The organism is Pseudomonas sp. B6002 (genome assembly GCF_013385985.1).
GTDB lineage: Bacteria > Pseudomonadota > Gammaproteobacteria > Pseudomonadales > Pseudomonadaceae > Aquipseudomonas.
In genome coordinates, this window is sequence record NZ_JACAOY010000002.1 from 157,959 (window position 1) to 174,667 (window position 16,709).

General features: G+C 62.6%; 10 protein-coding genes. 5 read left to right on the forward strand and 5 right to left on the reverse strand.

Annotation, left to right across the window (positions count from 1 at the left end):
• Window positions 1-2: 2 nt before the first annotated feature.
• Together HX792_RS01885 and HX792_RS01890 are read left to right on the forward strand one after the other, a co-directional pair.
• The gene (locus tag HX792_RS01885) at window positions 3-2,888 is read left to right on the forward strand and encodes an autotransporter domain-containing protein (RefSeq protein ID WP_176994519.1); all 2,886 of its coding nucleotides are present in this window, start codon (window positions 3-5) and stop codon (window positions 2,886-2,888) included.
• 109 nt (window positions 2,889-2,997) lie between these two features.
• A complete protein-coding gene (locus HX792_RS01890) occupies window positions 2,998-4,284 on the forward strand; it encodes an autotransporter domain-containing protein (protein ID WP_176994520.1) in 1,287 nt (428 codons plus the stop codon).
• A 74-nt stretch (window positions 4,285-4,358) separates the two neighbouring features.
• Here HX792_RS01890 and oadA read toward each other — a convergent pair whose 3' ends face one another.
• Both oadA and HX792_RS01900 read right to left on the reverse strand, forming a co-directional pair.
• Complete coding sequence (oadA, locus tag HX792_RS01895) at window positions 4,359-6,167, reverse strand: sodium-extruding oxaloacetate decarboxylase subunit alpha (protein ID WP_016971699.1); 1,809 nt, start codon at window positions 6,165-6,167, stop codon at window positions 4,359-4,361.
• Between the two features lie 11 nt (window positions 6,168-6,178).
• The gene (locus tag HX792_RS01900; RefSeq protein WP_016971700.1) at window positions 6,179-7,594 is read right to left on the reverse strand and encodes an acetyl-CoA carboxylase biotin carboxylase subunit; all 1,416 of its coding nucleotides are present in this window, start codon (window positions 7,592-7,594) and stop codon (window positions 6,179-6,181) included.
• 196 nt (window positions 7,595-7,790) lie between these two features.
• Between HX792_RS01900 and HX792_RS01905 the strand changes: the two genes are divergently transcribed.
• Window positions 7,791-8,765 (forward strand): LysR family transcriptional regulator, encoded by a 975-nt coding sequence (locus HX792_RS01905; protein WP_176994521.1) that lies wholly within the window; start codon window positions 7,791-7,793, stop codon window positions 8,763-8,765.
• Here the strand turns inward: HX792_RS01905 and HX792_RS01910 are convergent.
• From HX792_RS01910 to HX792_RS01920, 3 genes are all read right to left on the reverse strand, one after another.
• On the reverse strand, window positions 8,695-8,892 hold the full coding sequence (locus HX792_RS01910) for a PA3496 family putative envelope integrity protein (RefSeq protein ID WP_081609292.1): 198 nt from the start codon (window positions 8,890-8,892) through the stop codon (window positions 8,695-8,697). The genes HX792_RS01905 and HX792_RS01910 overlap by 71 nt on opposite strands.
• A gap of 207 nt (window positions 8,893-9,099) precedes the next feature.
• On the reverse strand, window positions 9,100-9,966 hold the full coding sequence (gene hexR / locus HX792_RS01915) for a transcriptional regulator HexR (RefSeq protein WP_003177007.1): 867 nt from the start codon (window positions 9,964-9,966) through the stop codon (window positions 9,100-9,102).
• A gap of 162 nt (window positions 9,967-10,128) precedes the next feature.
• Window positions 10,129-13,002 carry an EAL domain-containing protein gene (locus tag HX792_RS01920; RefSeq protein WP_176994522.1) on the reverse strand — a complete coding sequence of 958 codons (2,874 nt, stop codon included), beginning with the start codon at window positions 13,000-13,002 and terminating at the stop codon, window positions 10,129-10,131.
• Between the two features lie 279 nt (window positions 13,003-13,281).
• Between HX792_RS01920 and uvrD the strand changes: the two genes are divergently transcribed.
• A complete protein-coding gene (uvrD, locus tag HX792_RS01925; RefSeq protein ID WP_176994523.1) occupies window positions 13,282-15,465 on the forward strand; it encodes a DNA helicase II in 2,184 nt (727 codons plus the stop codon).
• 261 nt (window positions 15,466-15,726) lie between these two features.
• Window positions 15,727-16,599, forward strand: a complete 873-nt coding sequence (locus tag HX792_RS01930; RefSeq protein WP_176994524.1) for a Tim44 domain-containing protein — start codon at window positions 15,727-15,729, stop codon at window positions 16,597-16,599.
• Window positions 16,600-16,709: the final 110 nt, after the last annotated feature.

Genomic DNA, 16,709 nt, shown 5'->3' on the forward strand with positions numbered 1-16,709 from the left:
TCATGCCCCCGTCACCCCACCGTCTTGCATTGGCCATCACTTTATTGGCTGGCAGCGGTTTCGTTGAAGCAGACCCTGCGCCGCCGAAGAACCTGCAAATCACTGCACCCACTACCACCGGGCAAACCCTGGGTGGCAGTGATGCGCTGACCACCTCGGCCACCGGCAGCATCACCACGTCCGGCGTGGCGGTGACCTTGAAGGACGGCACCAGCGGTGCAGGCGTGGTCATCACCAACGCGGGCAAGCTGGTGTCCAGCGGCGGCCGGGGTATCGACAGCTCGGGGACGATTACCGGGGCGCGCAACTACAGCATCTACAACCTTGCGGGCGGTGTGATCCAGGGCGCCAACGATGCGCTGCGCATCAACAGCAATTTCGCCAGCGGCACGCTGTTGATCGACAACAGTGGCACCATTCGCTCGGCCACCGGCCAAGGGCTGGACCTGGATGCGATTCGCAGCAACAACGTCGCCACCACCATTATCAACCGCGCAGGCGGGCTGATTCGCGGTGACGCCAGCGACGGCATGAAGACCGGGGCCAACGCCAGCATCACCAACTATGGCGAGATCTCCACCGGCGACACCTTTTCCCGCGATGATAAATTCGACGGCGTCGATATCGACTCCGCCACCGGCGTGACGGTGACCAACTACGGCCTGATTTCCGGCGGCCGCCACGGCATTACCACCGACCTGGGCGCCACGCTGACCAACTACGGCACGGTGATCGGCCGCAACGGTTCGGGCTTTGGCTCCGACGGCGACGGCACGGTGATCAACCATGGCACCATCACCGGCGCGTTTTCCGGGCTGCAACCGGACGGCGACGGCGATGGCGTGGACATCGACAAGATCGCTCACATCGAAAACTACGGCATCATCCAGGGCGTCGGCGCAGGTGGCGTCGACAAGAACGGCTTTGCCAACGGCAGCGAAGGCATCGCTCTGGGTGGCGGCACGGTGTACAACGCCAAGGGCGCGCTGGTCAGCGGCGCGAACAACGCGATCCTGGTGGACGACGGCAGTGACGGCCCGGGCCTGGCCGCCACCACCCTGGAAAACCATGGCGTCATCCAGGGCCTGAATGGCTTTGGCGTGAAGTTCGTCGGCAACTTTGCCGACACCGTGATCAACAGCGGCACCATCAGTGGCAGCAACGGCCTGGCCCTGGACCTGGGCGGCGGCGACGACAAACTGGTATTGCTGGCGGGCAGCCGGTTTGTCGGTACGGTCGATGGCGGCGCCGGCTATGACCGGGTCACGATGGATGACGCCGCAGGCGGCAGCTTGGGTGACAGCCGCAACTTCGAATGGCTGGACGTCAAGCGAGGCACCTGGACGCTCACCGGCAGCGGTGATTTCAGCGATGGCGGCGAGATTTTCAGCGGCGCCACACTGATCAACCAGGGCGGTATCGCGGGCAACGTGACGGTCGACGCTGGCGGCGTGTATGCCGGCAACGGCTCGGTAGGCGGCCTGACCGTCAACGGTACGCTGCAGGCCAATACTACCCAGGGCCCCATCACCATCACCCGCGACCTGGTCCTGGGCAGCAACTCGGTGTTGGCACTCAGTGGCAATTCACCGTGGCAAGGCCATTACACCTTGCTGCAAGCAGGCAACATCAACGGGCAGTTTGCGAAGGTCACCAGCGACTATGCCTTCCTGACCCCAACCCTGGACTACAGCGCCACCCAAGTCGGCCTGACCTACACCCGCAATGACGTCAGCTTCAACAGTTTCGCCAGCAGCGCCAACGGCAGCAGCGCCGCCGCTGGCCTGGCAGGCCTGGGCAAAGACAACGCGCTGTACAACGCCTTGATCACCACCACGGCCGCTACCGCTGGTGCGGCCATCGAGCAACTGGCCGGCAGCAGCACCGCCAACCTCACCAGCGCTACCCTCGGCGCGAGCGCCCAAGTGGGCGGCAGCATGCTCGCGGCGATGCACCAATTGGGCGGCGGCGCGGGGTTGCTGGTGGGGCTCGACAGCCGCGACACCCCCGTACTGGCGGCCACCGGTGTACCCGCTGCGGCGCGTAACCTCAACGACCCGAACGCTCGCGGCCGCCTGTGGCTGCAAGGCATCGGCAGCTACGGCAAGCTGGACGGCGAGCACGGCAACAGCGGGCTGACCCAACGCACCAAAGGCAGCGTTCTCGGCGCCGACTGGGCACTCGACAGCGACTGGCGCCTGGGTGTGCTGGGCGGCTACTCCAAGACCGACCTGGACACCACCGGCGTCGACGGCAGTGTCGACAGCTGGCACGCCGGCGTCTACGCCCTGCGCCAGAGCGGCCCCTTGGCCTTGCGCCTGGGCGCGGCCTACAGCGGGCACCAGGGTGACAGCAAACGCACGGTCGCCTTCAATGGGTTCAGCGACAAACCCAAAGGCGACTACGACGCCAACAGCCAACAAGCCTTTGCCGAACTGGGTTACGCCATGGGCAGCGGGCGCTTGAGCGCCGAACCGTTCGCCAACCTCGGCTACCAGCGTTACCACCGCGACAGCTACAACGAAAAAGGCGGCGCCGCCGCGCTGCATGTCGACGGCCAGACCCAGGACAACGTCAACAGCACCCTGGGCCTGCGCCTGGCACACCTGAGCCAGTTGGAAAACGGCATCAGCCTCACCCCACGGGTCAGCGCTGGCTGGAAGCACACCTACGGCGATGTCGACAGCAACACACGCCAAGCCTTTCTCGCGGGCGGCACCGCGTTCAATGTCGAAGGCAGCGCCCTGGACCGCGACAGCCTGCTGCTGGAAGCAGGCCTGGACGTCGGCTTGTCGGCCCGCCATACCCTGGGCCTGGGCTACAACGGCGAGATTGGCAGCAACAGCCGCAACCACGCCGTGATCGGACAATGGCAGATGAGTTTTTAATCGCTGCGCACGAGAGACGACTCCTGCAAACCAGGGGTCGATGACCTGACAGTTATCCCCCCGCCACCCCGCTAAATTCCCGACCTCATTCAACAGAGGTCGGGAATTCATGCCCCATATACCCCGTAGATCAGCATTCATCATCAGCCTTGTGGCTGCTGTCGGTTTTCAACTGGCGTATGCCCGTGGTGATATCGAATACCTGCCGTACTCGATCCAACCGTATGGCGCGCTTGATGAGTGGAACTATCCGCCTGAAGAGCCAGCGGCGCCTTTGGACAACTACCTTGCCCGGCAGGCCACCACCTACAACGGTTTGCAGGTGGCCCGGGTACTGGACCCGGCGCCGATTCGCCTGCTGGAGTCAGGCCAACTGACCTCCGAACAGCTCAAGGCCCTGCAAAAGTTGGACGATGCGCTCAAGAGACAACCGGGTGCCTATGGCGCAGCCCTGGAGCAACTGGCGGGCAGCCAACATGCCAACCTGGCCGCTGCCACCCAAAACACCACACAACAACTGAGCCACCGCTTGCTCACCACCCTGCGCGAATTGCCGACGGACGACGATGGCCACTTCTGGGTAAAAAACCTCGGCAATGAAGGCCGCCTCGACGGACAGCGCGACAGTGCTGGCTTGAAACAGGGCACACAAGGCCTGCTGTTGGGTGCGGATTGGGCATTGGACCATGCCTGGCGGGTCGGCCTGCTGGGCGCAAAGTCCACCCATCGCCTGGACGCCAAACGCTTCGCCGCCGAACTGGACAGCTGGCACCTAGGCGCCTACGCCGTACGCCAGGACGGCCCGCTGGCCGTACGCCTTGGCGCGATCTACAGCAACCATGCCGGGCAGAACAAACGTGCAGTCGAGATTCTGGGCTACAAGAACTCGCTCAAAGGCAATTACGACGCGACAAGCCAGACGGCCTTCGCCGAATTCGGCTATCAGCTGGGCCGTGGGGACTTCAGCCTTGAGCCGTTTGCCGGCCTTGGCTACCAGCGCTATCAACGCGACGGCTTCCAGGAGCATGGCGGGCTGACGGCGCTGAATGTCCGCGCCCAAACCCAGCAGAACGTCAACAGCACCCTCGGCCTGCGCCTGGCGAAGTCGTACCGGTTCGATAACCAGATGATCCTTACGCCGCATTTGAGCACCGGCTGGAAACACCTGTATGGCGATGTGGACAGTCGGGTACGCCAATCTTTCCGATATGGCGGCGGCACCATTGGCGACTTCACCGTCCAAGGCACATCTCTGGACCGCAACAGCCTCAACCTGCAGGCGGGGTTGGACCTGGCCCTGACGAACAACCATAGCATCGGCCTGGCCTACGCCAGCGAGTCCGGCACCCACAGCAGCAGCCAGAGCCTGACCGGGCAGTGGCGCATGCGGTTCTGACCCTCAAATCCCAGGCGAAAAAAAAGGGGGGCACCTGCCCCCCCGAGGATTAAGCGGTCGTGTCGAAGGCTGGATCAGCCTTCGATTTCAATCAGGATTTCACCCGGGTTGACCCGGTCGCCCTTGGCCACATGAACGGCGGTGACTTTGCCGGCGATGGCCGCCTGCACTTCGGTCTCCATCTTCATGGCTTCGGTGATCAGCACGGCCTGGCCGGCCTTGACCACGTCACCTTCCTTGACCAGCACGTCGACGATATTGCCCGGCATTGCCGTGCTGACGTGACCCGGCGCAGTGGCGTGCTTGCGCTTGCTGCCGCCGCTGCTGACGAACTCGTTGAGCGGTTCGAACACCACTTCTTCGGGCATGCCGTCGATGGACAGGTAGAAGTGACGCTTGCCTTCGGCCTTCACGCCAACACCGGTGATGTCCACGCGGTAGCTTTCACCGTGCACGTCGATGACGAACTCGGTCGGTACGCCTTCGCCACCCGGGCGAGCCACGCCGCCGGCTTCAGGAATCGGCAACAGCACTTCTGGCGCCAGGGTGCCCGCGTCGCGTTCTTCGAGGAACTTACGCCCGATGTCCGGGAACATGGCGTAGGTCAGCACGTCTTCTTCGGACTTGGCCAACGCGCCGATTTCGCCGCGCAGCTTGGTCATTTCCGGCTTGAGCAGGTCAGCCGGGCGCACGTCGATCACCTCTTCGCTGCCGATGGCCTGGCGCCGCAGTTTCTCGTTCACGGTGCCCGGCGCCTTGCCGTAGCCACCTTGCAGGTACAGCTTCACTTCGTTGGTGATGGTCTTGTAGCGCTCGCCGGCCAGCACGTTGAAGAACGCCTGGGTGCCGACGATCTGCGAGGTCGGCGTCACCAGCGGCGGGAAGCCGAGGTCTTCACGCACACGCGGGATCTCGGCCAGCACTTCGCTCATGCGGTTCAGTGCGCCCTGCTCTTTGAGCTGGTTGGCCAGGTTGGAAATCATCCCGCCCGGCACCTGATTGACTTGCACGCGGGTGTCGACGGCGGTGAATTCGCTTTCGAACTGGTGGTACTTCTTGCGCACGGCGTAGAAGTACAGGCCGATCTCTTGCAGCAGCTCCAGGTCGAGACCGGTGTCGAACTCGCTGCCTTTGAGGGCGGCGACCATCGACTCGGTACCCGGGTGGCTGGTGCCCCAGGCGAAGCTGGAGATGGCGGTGTCGATGTGGTCGGCACCGTTTTCAATGGCCTTGAGCTGGCACATCGCGGCCAGGCCAGCGGTGTCATGGGAGTGAATGAAAATCGGCAGGGTCTGCTCGGCTTTCAGCGCCTTGACCAGCTCGCCTGTGGCGTACGGGGTCAGCAGGCCAGCCATGTCCTTGATCGCAATGGAGTCGCAACCCATGGATTCCAGTTGCTTGGCCTGTGCCACGAACGCTTCGACTGTGTGCACCGGGCTGGTGGTGTAGGCGATGGTGCCCTGGGCATGTTTGCCGGCAGCCTTCACGGCTTCGATGGCCACGCGCAGGTTACGCACGTCATTCATCGCGTCAAAGATGCGGAACACGTCGATGCCATTCACGGCAGCCTTGGCGACGAAGGCTTTGACCACGTCGTCGCTGTAGTGGCGGTAGCCCAGCAGGTTCTGGCCACGCAGCAGCATTTGCAGGCGGGTGTTGGGCAACGCAGCGCGCAGTTTGCGCAGGCGCTCCCACGGGTCTTCTTTCAGGAAGCGCACGCAGGCGTCGAAGGTCGCGCCGCCCCAGACTTCCAGGGACCAGTAGCCGACTTTGTCGAGCTTGTCGCAGATCGGCAGCATGTCGTCGGTGCGCATGCGGGTCGCGAGCAACGATTGGTGAGCGTCGCGCAGGATGGTGTCGGTTACGAAGATTTTCTTGCTCATTATTCTTTTCCTCACAGGCCTGCGTGGGCGGCGATGGCGGCGGCGATGGCCAGGGCCAGCTCTTCGGGTTTGCGCTTGATCGAGTAGTTGGTCAGCTCAGGATGGCTTTCCACAAAGCTTGTATTGAACTGGCCGCTGCGGAATTCCGGGTTGCGCAGGATTTCCTGGTAGTAGGCGGCGGTGGTCTTCACGCCTTGCAGGCGCATGTCGTCCAGGGCACGCAGGCCACGGTCCATGGCTTCTTCCCAGGTCAACGCCCACACCACCAGTTTCAGGCACATGGAGTCGTAGAACGGTGGGATGGTGTAGCCGGTATAGATCGCCGTGTCGGTGCGCACGCCGGGGCCGCCGGGCGCGTAGTAGCGGGTGATCTTGCCGAAGCTCGGCAGGAAGTTGTTCTTCGGGTCTTCAGCGTTGATACGGAACTGCAACGCGAAACCACGGTGCTGGATGTCTTCCTGCTTGACCGACAGCGGCAGCCCCGACGCAATGCGGATCTGCTCACGCACGATGTCGATGCCGGTGATTTCCTCGGTGATGGTGTGCTCCACCTGCACCCGGGTGTTCATTTCCATGAAGTACACCTCGCCCTCGGCGAGCAGGAACTCCACGGTGCCGGCGTTCTCGTAGCCCACGGCCTTGGCCGCGCGCACCGACAGGTCGCCGATGTAGGCGCGCTGCTCGGGGGTCAGCTGGGGGCTTGGGGCGATTTCGATGAGTTTCTGGTTACGACGCTGGATCGAGCAATCGCGCTCGAACAGGTGCACCACGTTGCCAAAGCTGTCACCGAGGATCTGCGCCTCGATGTGCTTGGGGTTGACGATGCACTTTTCCAGGAACACTTCCGCCGAACCGAACGCCTTGGTGGCTTCGGAAATCACGCGGGGGAACGCTTGTTCGAGTTCTTCGCGGCTGTTGCAACGACGGATACCGCGCCCGCCACCACCGGAGGTGGCCTTGAGCATCACCGGGTAACCAATGCGGTCGCCTTCGGTCAGCGCTTCATGGATGTCGGCGACGTTGCCTTCGGTGCCGGGGGTGACCGGTACGCCGGCCTTGATCATGCTGCGGCGCGCCTCGGTCTTGTCGCCCATGCGGCGGATGACTTCGGCGGACGGACCAATGAACTTGATCCCACGTTCGGCACAGATGTCTGCCAGTTCGGCGTTTTCCGAGAGAAAACCATAGCCCGGGTGCAACGCGTCACAACCGGTTTCCACGGCCAGGTTCACCAGCTTGCGCGGGTTCAGGTAGCCGGCCAGTGGCTCGGCACCAATGCTGTGGGCTTCGTCGGCACGTTTGACGTGCAACGCATGGCGGTCGGCGTCGGAAAAGACCGCGACCGAGCGAATGCCCATCTCGGCGCAGGCACGCACGATTCGTACGGCAATTTCACCACGGTTGGCGATCAGGATCTTTTTTATCACTTGGAAATTCCCTTGAGCCGATTGCTGCGTTCTTCAACCCGCTAGACCCGGGTCGGTGCGTGACCAAATGTTTCATGACAGTCGCGAGACACACACTAAGCCGCGCAAGGGATTAACAAAAATCAATAATTATTGGGTCGCGCATAAGTAAAGACTTATAGTTGGCCGGACGGCCCAGGGCGAAAGGACAAAAATAATGCGTAAGTCATTGATGCGTATGACATTGCGTCAATTGCAGATCTTCAACGAAGTGTGTGATTTGCGCTCCTACAGCCGCGCCGCCGAGGAAATGTCCCTCACACAACCAGCCGTTAGCCTACAAATTCGCCAGCTGGAAGAGCTGATCGGCCAGCCGCTGTTCGACTACGTCGGCAAAAAGCTCTACATGACCGAAGCCGCCGAAGCGCTGCAACGGGCCAGCCGCGATATCTTCGGACGCCTGGAAAACCTCGATATGCAGCTCTCGGACATGCAAGGCTCGCTGCAAGGCCAGTTAAAGCTGGCGATTGAGTCCAGCGCCAAGTACTTCGTGCCGCACCTGTTTGCCGCCTTCAAGCGCCAGCATCCCGAGGTGCAATTGCACCTGACGGTGGTCAACCGCGCACAGGTGATCCGCAGGCTGTCGGACAACCGTGACGACCTGGTGATCATGTCCATGGTGCCCCAGGACATGGGCCTGGAATTCCTGCCCTTCCTCAACAACCCGATTGTCGCCGTGGCGCCACCGGACCACCCCTTGAGCCTGCAAGGCCCGTTGCGCCTGCAGGACCTGGAACCCTACACGCTGCTGCTGCGCGAGCCGGGCTCCGGTACGCGACTGGCGTGCGAGGAGTACTTCAAGGAGAAGCGCGTGCACTTCACCCAGACGGTGGAAGTGGCCTCGGCCGAGGCGCAGCGCGAATGTGTCTGTGCAGGCCTGGGCGTGGCCCTGCTGACGCGTCATGCGGTCAACATGGAGCTGGCCACCGGCGGGCTCAAGGAGCTGCCGGTGGAAGAACTGCCGCTGTACCGCAGTTGGTGCCTGGTGCAAGCCAAGGCCAAGCGCTTGTCACCGGTGGCCCATGCGTTCCTGGGCTTTATCCGCAGCGAACGGGCGCAGATCAGCGTGCTGGCTGAGCGTTTCGCTGGGCAGCCACGGGTGCCTGCCAGTGGAGTTCCGGGTAGTCACTGATGCTCTGGAGCAGTTGACGCTCTTCACAACGGTCTTCGATTGCGCGACGGAACGCCATGCGGCGCTGGTCTTCCTGCTGACGACGGGTCTTTACGGCGCTGTTGCTGTCTTCGTAGGGACGTGCCATTTGGAATCTCCCAATGCGAGTACGGGGAGTTCAGGATGGGCTTGGGGGGTTACGGTTTAGCGGCGCGGGGATGACAGGACGATGAATTCGGTGAATTCTCACCGATAACCTGTAGGAGCCGGCTTGCCGGCGATGGCGCCCTCAAGATCGCAATCGCCGGCAAGCCGGGCTCCTACAAGGGTCGTGTAAAGTCAGCAAGGGGTCGGATCAGTCGTCGAGGGCTTTGACGGACTTTGGCGACAACCGCAGGCTGCGCAAGCTGCGCTTCACGCTCTTGAGGTGGTTGACCAGGCTCGGCCCGCGCGCCATGGCCACGCCCATGGCCAGCACGTCGATCACCACCAGGTGGGCGATGCGCGAAGTCAGCGGCGTGTAGATTTCGGTGTCTTCATGCACGTCGATCGCCAGATTGACCGTGGACAGCTCCGCCAATGGCGTCTGGCTCGGGCACAGGGTGATCAGCGAAGCGCCGCTTTCACGCACCAGGTTGGCGGTGATCAGCAGGTCCTTGGAGCGACCGGACTGCGAAATGCAGATCGCCACATCCGTAGGCTTCAAGGTCACTGCCGACATCGCCTGCATATGCGGGTCGCTGTAGGCCGCTGCGGTGAGCAGCAGGCGGAAGAACTTGTGCTGGGCGTCGGCCGCCACGGCGCCGGAAGCACCGAAGCCATAGAACTCGACACGCTGGGCCTGGGACATGGCGGTCACGGCCTTTTGCAGCTCCACCGGGTCGAGCTTCTCGCGCACTTCCATGAGGGTGTGCAACGTGGTGTCGAAGATCTTCAGGCTGTAGTCGGCGACGGAGTCGTCTTCATGGATCGCAAATTGCCCGAAGCTCGCGCCCGCAGCCAGGCTCTGGGCCAGCTTGAGTTTCAGGTCCTGGAACCCGGAGCAGCCGATGGCGCGGCAAAAGCGCACGATGGTCGGCTCACTGATGCCCACGCTGTGGGCCAGGTCGGCCATGGAACTGTGCATCACGGCCGCAGGGTCAAGCAGCACGTGATCGGCAACCTTGAGTTCCGATTTGCGTAACAGGTGGCGCGACTGGGCGATATGTTGCAACAGGTTCAAAGGGCAGGACTCTTGTTATTGGCAGACGCCAGGGATGTAGCAAGCTTGTAGTTATACTACAAGAATTGCCGTTTTGCCCGCCCGATGCATCACTAAATCGCCCTGCTGCCCTCTGATTCAAAGGGCACAGGCTTTGTAGCCACAGGGGCGCGTCCTGCGTCCCTAAGGAAAATCTGCATTTTTACGTAACAAATCTGCCAGCCCTTGCGCCTGCATCGGCCGGCTGATCAGGTAGCCCTGCACTTCATCGCAGCGTTCCCCGCGCAGGAAATCCAGCTGCTGCTGATCTTCCACACCTTCGGCCACCACTTTGAGCGCCAATCCATGGGCCATGGCGATGATCGCCCGGGTGATCGCGGCGTCTTCGCGGCCCTGGCCAAGCCCACGGATGAAGGTCTGGTCGATCTTCACGTAGTCCACCGGGATGCGCTTGAGGTAACTGAGGGACGAATAGCCCGTGCCGAAGTCGTCAATCGCCAACTTCACCCCCAGGTCACGCAGCTGCTGGAAGGTGGCGATGATGTGCTCAACGCTGTCGAGCAACTGGCTTTCAGTCAGTTCCAGCTCCAGGTATTGCGGATCGAGGCCGGTTTCTTCGAGTACCTGGCGTACCAGGCTCACCAGTTTGCCCTGGCGCAATTGATGCACCGACAGGTTCACCGACACCCGGATCGGCGCCAGCCCCTGGCGCTGCCACTCGCACGCCTGCCAACAGGCCTGGCGCAACACGAACTCGCCCAGCGGCACGATCAGGCCAGTCTCCTCGGCCAGGCCGATGAAATCGCCCGGCGGCACCATGCCCCACTGTGGGTGCTCCCAGCGAATCAGCGCTTCGGCGGCATTCAGCTTGCCAGTGGCCAGGCACAGCTTGGGTTGGTAGAACACCGTGAGCTGGCGCTCGTCGATGGCCTTGCGCAGGTGGTTTTCCAGCTGCAAGCGTTCCAGGGTGCTGGCTTGCAGGCTGTCGGTGTAGAACTGGAAGTTATTGCCGCCCAAGTGCTTGGCGTGTTGCATGGCCATGTTCGATTGGCTGACCAACGCAGAAATTTCCCGCGCGTTATCCGGCAGCAAGCTGACGCCCATGGAGGCACTCACCACCAGCTCATGCCCTTCCACCGTTACCGGGACCCGCAACTTGGCCAGCAAGCGCGTGGCCACCCGCGCCAGGCTCGACAGGTTGCCATAGGCGTCAAACAGCACGGCGAATTCATCCCCGGACAGGCGCGCAATAGTGTCGGCTTCTGGCAGCGCATTGATCAGGCGACGGGACATCTTCTGCAGCAATTGGTCGGCCACTTCATGGCCCAGGCTGTCGTTGAGCAGCTTGAAGCGGTCCAGGTTGATATGCAGCAATGCCAAACTGCGCCCGCCCTGACGCACCCGCGCATGAGCCTCGCGCAAGCGCTCGCGAAACAGCGAGCGGTTGGCCAGGCCGGTCAGTTCGTCATAGTGGGTGAGGTAGCGCATGCGCTCTTCAGATTCACGACGGGCCGAGAGATCGGCGAAGAAGCCCACTATATGACTGACTTTTCCGCGAACATCGCGCACCACGTTCAGCTGCAGCCATTGTGGGTACAGCTCGCCGTTCTTACGGGTCTCCACCAACTCCCCTTGCCAGGTGCCATGGCTGAGCAATGCCTGGCGGATCACCGGAAAATGGCGGCGCGCATCGCGGCTGCTGGGCAGTTCGACGACGTTGCGACCGATCATGTCGTCGATATCAAAGCCGGTGACACGGCTGAAGGCCTGGTTCACGGCGATCAGCACGTAGTTGGGGTCGAGGATGACGATGCCTTCGCTGGCGGCCTCGAACACTGTCGACGCCAGGCGCTGCTGCTCTTCCAGGGCCTTGTCGGCACTGATATCGCGGCGCGTGCCCAGCATGCGCGTGACTCGTCCGCTGGGCGCACGCTCCACGGCGCGGCCACGGTCTTCGATCCATACCCAATGGCCATCACCGTGGCGCACGCGGTATTCGACCTGGTAGTCCTCGCTGCGCCCCTTGAGGTGCTCCACCAGCGCGCGCTTGAGCAATGGCAAGTCTTCGGGGTGCAGGCGCGGCTTGAGGTGGCTGAGCATCGCCGTGACGTATTCGGGCTCCAGGCCAAACAGCTCTTTAAGCTGGGTGTGATGGACTTCGTCGGTCTGCAGGTTCCAGTCCCACAGGCCCAGTTCGCTGGCTTGCAGCGCCATGGCCAGGCGCGCTTCGCTTTTGTTCAGGGCGAGGCTGGCGGCATCCAGTTCCTGGCTGCGTTGCGCCACGCGGTCTTGCAGGCCGATTTGCGCGTCACGCAGTTCCTGCTCGACCTGACGGCGCTGTTCCACTTCGCGCACCAGCTCCTGGTTCAGTTGCTCGCTGCGTTGCTGCGCCTGCTGCAGGTGTTCGATCAGCGCCTGGTTCTGGAAACGGCGTAGCAACCCACGCTGTATCAGGCGATTGACCTGCCACGCCACCACACTCAATGAGGCCAGCAGGATCAGGCCGAGCACGCCCCAGCCTTGCTGCTGCGGGGCGCCGTTCCAAAACAAGTAAAGGATGGCCGGTACAAGACACGGCACGGCAAAGGACAGGAATGCGGGCAGGCTCACGGCGTAGGCCACGCTGGCCGAGAGCGTCGCGGCGCCAATCAGGCCGAATACCCAGGCCTGTTGCATGAAGCTGTCCACCGGCACCAAGGCGATGGCTGCCGTGGCCAGGGTCAGGCCGCTGACCGCCGAACCGAGCATGAACATGCGCCGCCACACGGGCTGGGCCTGGCGGCTGGGCATGGCCGAATCAAAGGCTGCCACCTGGATCACGCGCATGGCCACCAGCGCGAGCAGCCACACCAACCAGATGCTGTCGAGCAGGTATTGCTTGGGGTTCCACAACAGCCAGGCGCAGACCAGGCCGTTGACCAGCATCAATAAGGTGGGCAGCAACGAGCCCTGATACAGCAGGCGTGTACGCTCGACCGCCATCTCTGTGGCGTAATGTTTACGGATGACCTGCGCGGGCGCCGCCGAGGGGCCGAACAGGTCGGTGCTGAGGGTCATAGGCAGTGTTCTTATAATGGTGAGCCCGAAACGTCGACGGAGCATACACAAGCACGCGCTTGGGCCAAACTGCTCCAAGTCATAAAAAACGCACGATAAACCGTCGCAAACCTTGGTGCCAGACAGCTTGAGCGAGACGCTGCGCGGGCTGTGGCCCATGACCGACCGGTCATCACCCCCGACAGAATGTTTCAGCCGCCCCGCTCACCCTTGCAGTTTTCCATCGACCACCCGGCATTGGGATTTGCCCCACTCCCCCCGGGGCCATAGAATGCGCCGATGCGCGATGATCTCTCCCTTTTGCTGAACTCCCTCAACGATGCCCAACGCCAGGCCGTAGCGGCCCCCGTTGGCCGTCAGTTGGTCCTGGCCGGTGCTGGCTCCGGTAAAACCCGAGTGCTGGTACACCGTATTGCCTGGTTGATCCAGGTCGAAAACGCGTCTCCGCATTCCATCCTGTCGGTGACGTTCACCAACAAGGCCGCTGCCGAGATGCGCCACCGCATCGAGCAGTTAATGGGCATCAGCCCGGCCGGCATGTGGGTGGGCACCTTCCACGGCCTGGCGCATCGCCTGTTGCGAGCGCACTGGCAGGAGGCGGGCCTGGCCCAGACCTTCCAGATTCTCGACAGCGACGACCAGCAACGCCTGGTCAAGCGCGTCATCCGTGAGCTGGGCCTGGATGAACAGCGCTGGCCGGCGCGTCAGGCGCAATGGTTTATCAACGGCCAGAAAGACGAAGGCCTGCGCCCGCAACATATCCAGGCCAGCGGCGATCTGTTCCTGGCCACCATGCGCAGCATTTATGAGGCGTATGAAGCCGCCTGCGTGCGCGCCGGTGTGATCGACTTCTCCGAGCTGCTGCTGCGCGCCCTCGACCTGTGGCGCGACAACCCGGGTTTGCTGGCGCACTACCAGAAACGCTTCCGCCACATCCTGGTGGACGAGTTCCAGGACACCAACGCCGTGCAGTACGCCTGGTTGCGCCTGCTGGCCAAAGGCGGCGACAGCCTGATGGTGGTGGGCGACGACGACCAGTCGATCTACGGCTGGCGTGGCGCGAAAATCGAGAACATCTACCAATATTCCGAAGATTTCCCGGACGCCGAGACCATTCGCCTGGAGCAGAACTACCGCTCCACCGCAGGCATCCTCAAGGCCGCCAACGCCTTGATCGCCAACAACACCGGGCGCCTGGGCAAAGAGCTGTGGACCGACGGCGGCGAAGGCGAAGCGATCAACCTGTACGCGGCCTTCAACGAGCACGATGAAGCGCGCTACGTGGTGGAAACCATCGAGAGCGCCCTGAAAACCGGCCTGGCACGCAGCGATATCGCAATCCTGTACCGCTCCAACGCCCAGTCGCGGGTGCTGGAAGAAGCCTTGCTGCGTGAGCGCATTCCGTACCGCATCTATGGCGGCCAGCGCTTCTTCGAACGCGCTGAAATCAAGAACGCCATGGCCTACCTGCGTTTGCTGGAAGGCCGTGGCAACGATGCGGCGCTGGAACGGGTGATCAACATCCCGGCCCGTGGCATCGGTGAAAAGACCGTTGAAGCGATCCGCGACCACGCACGCCACGCCGACGTGTCGATGTGGGAATCCATGCGTTTGCTCATCGCCAACAAAGGCCTGACCGGCCGTGCGGCGGGTGCGCTGGGTGTGTTTGTCGAGCTGATCGAGAACCTGGCGGCCAAGTGCGCGGAAATGCCCCTGCACCTGATGACCCAGACGGTGATCGAACAGTCCGGCCTGATCGCCTATCACGAAGCGGAAAAAGGCGAGAAAGGCCAGGCCCGGGTAGAAAACCTTGAGGAACTGGTCAGCGCCGCCCGCGCGTTCGAGAACACCGAGGAAGATGAAGAGCTGACCCCGCTCGCCGCGTTCCTCGGCCATGCCTCGCTGGAGGCCGGTGATACCCAGGCCGACGAGCATGAAGACAGCATCCAGCTGATGACCTTGCACAGTGCCAAGGGCCTGGAGTTCCCCTACGTGTTCCTGGTGGGCATGGAAGAAGGCCTGTTCCCCCACAAGATGAGCCTGGAAGAGCCCGGCCGCCTTGAGGAAGAACGCCGCCTGGCCTACGTGGGCATCACCCGCGCCATGCAGAACCTGGTGATGACCTACGCCGAGACCCGACGCTTGTATGGCAGCGAGACCTACAACAAGGTGTCGCGCTTCGTACGCGAAGTGCCGAAGGGGCTGATCCAGGAAGTGCGTTTGTCCAACAGCGTCAGCCGCCCGTTCGGCGGTGGCCAGCAGCAGAACGCCAGCACGCTGTTCGCCGGCTCCGAGATTCCGGAGACCCAGTTCAGCCTCGGCCAGCAGGTCAAGCATGCGATCTTCGGCGAAGGGGTCATCCTCAACTTCGAAGGTGCCGGCGCCCAGGCCCGGGTGCAGGTGAATTTCGCCGAAGGCAGCAAGTGGCTGATGATGGGTTACGCGAAGCTCGAAGCGATCTGAAATCCTCTGTAGGAGCCGGCTTGCCGGCGATGGCGTTCTCACGGGCGCCATCGCCGCGGTGCGACGATTCGACAAGCCGGCTCCTACAGGGATCAGCGTTGCGCCCTTGTTTTTCCCCCGCTCGGACCAATATCTGTAACTAGTCCTACAGACCCTTCGGAATCGGTCTTACGCAAAAGCCCGAAACACTCTGCCGCTAGCCACTGTCACTGCACCTGTGCAACATGGCGCGCGTGCAATCCACAAATGGGAATTCCCTTTATGAAACGTTTTCTTAGCATCGCCATGGCGTTGTGCATCGGCCTGACGATGAGCCTCGACGCCAACGCCAAACGCTTCGGTGGCGGCAAAAGCATGGGCTCGGCACCGACTCACCAGACCAGCCAAATGGCTCCATCTGCCGGTGGCATGGGCGGTGCAGCCGCTACCGCGGGCGCAGCCGGTGCTGCTGGCGCCGCTGCCAAGGCTGGCGGTGCTTCGCGCTGGTTGGGCCCTCTGGCCGGTATCGCGGCCGGTGGCCTGCTCGCGTCCATGTTCATGGGCGGCGGGTTCCAGGGCATGCAGATCTTCGACATCCTGATCATGGCGGTCATCGCCTTTGTGATCTTCCGCTTTATCGCCGCCCGTCGCCGCAAGCAGCAGGAGCACCTGGCTCCAGCCGGCGCGCCGATGCAGCGTGAAGTGTTCGAGCAAAAGCCTGCCATGGGCTCGATCTTCGGTGGTTCGGCAGCCCCTGCGGCTGCACGCCCGGTGATCAACGCACCGGCCTGGTTCAACGAAGAGCGTTTTGTCGAAGCGGCCCGCAACCACTTCCAGTCCCTGCAACAGCACTGGGACGCCAACGAAATGGACAAGATCGCCGAGTTCGTGACCCCGCAACTGCTGGAGTTCCTCAAGCGCGAACGCGCTGACCTGGGCGACGGCTTCCAGTCGACCTACATCGACGACCTGCGCGTACAGCTCGAAGGCGTGGACGATCGCGCCGACAAGACCATCGCCACCCTGACCTTCAGCGGTGTGTCGAAGACCTCGCGTTTCGACCAGGGCGAAGTGTTCAGCGAAAGCTGGAACATGGAACGCCCACAAGGCGAGAACCAGCCTTGGCTGGTCGCCGGTATCCGCCAGAACGGCTGATACCCGCACGCTTGAGCAAGCGGTAATAAAAACCCCGGACATGTTCCGGGGTTTTCTATTTCACGGTTGCACTTATAGCGAGCTACTGTATAAAACGCCCCTATAAACCG

Bases quoted from the DNA above. Each gene is read 5' to 3' on its own strand.
- HX792_RS01885 (WP_176994519.1), top strand. From the start codon at position 3: ATGCCCCCGTCACCCCACCGTCTTGCATTGGCCATCACTTTATTGGCT.
- HX792_RS01890 (WP_176994520.1), top strand. From the start codon at position 2,998: ATGCCCCATATACCCCGTAGATCAGCATTCATCATCAGCCTTGTGGCT.
- oadA (WP_016971699.1), bottom strand. From the start codon at position 6,167: ATGAGCAAGAAAATCTTCGTAACCGACACCATCCTGCGCGACGCTCAC.
- HX792_RS01905 (WP_176994521.1), top strand. From the start codon at position 7,791: ATGCGTAAGTCATTGATGCGTATGACATTGCGTCAATTGCAGATCTTC.
- HX792_RS01910 (WP_081609292.1), bottom strand. From the start codon at position 8,892: ATGGCACGTCCCTACGAAGACAGCAACAGCGCCGTAAAGACCCGTCGT.
- HX792_RS01920 (WP_176994522.1), bottom strand. From the start codon at position 13,002: ATGACCCTCAGCACCGACCTGTTCGGCCCCTCGGCGGCGCCCGCGCAG.
- uvrD (WP_176994523.1), top strand. From the start codon at position 13,282: ATGCGCGATGATCTCTCCCTTTTGCTGAACTCCCTCAACGATGCCCAA.
- HX792_RS01930 (WP_176994524.1), top strand. From the start codon at position 15,727: ATGAAACGTTTTCTTAGCATCGCCATGGCGTTGTGCATCGGCCTGACG.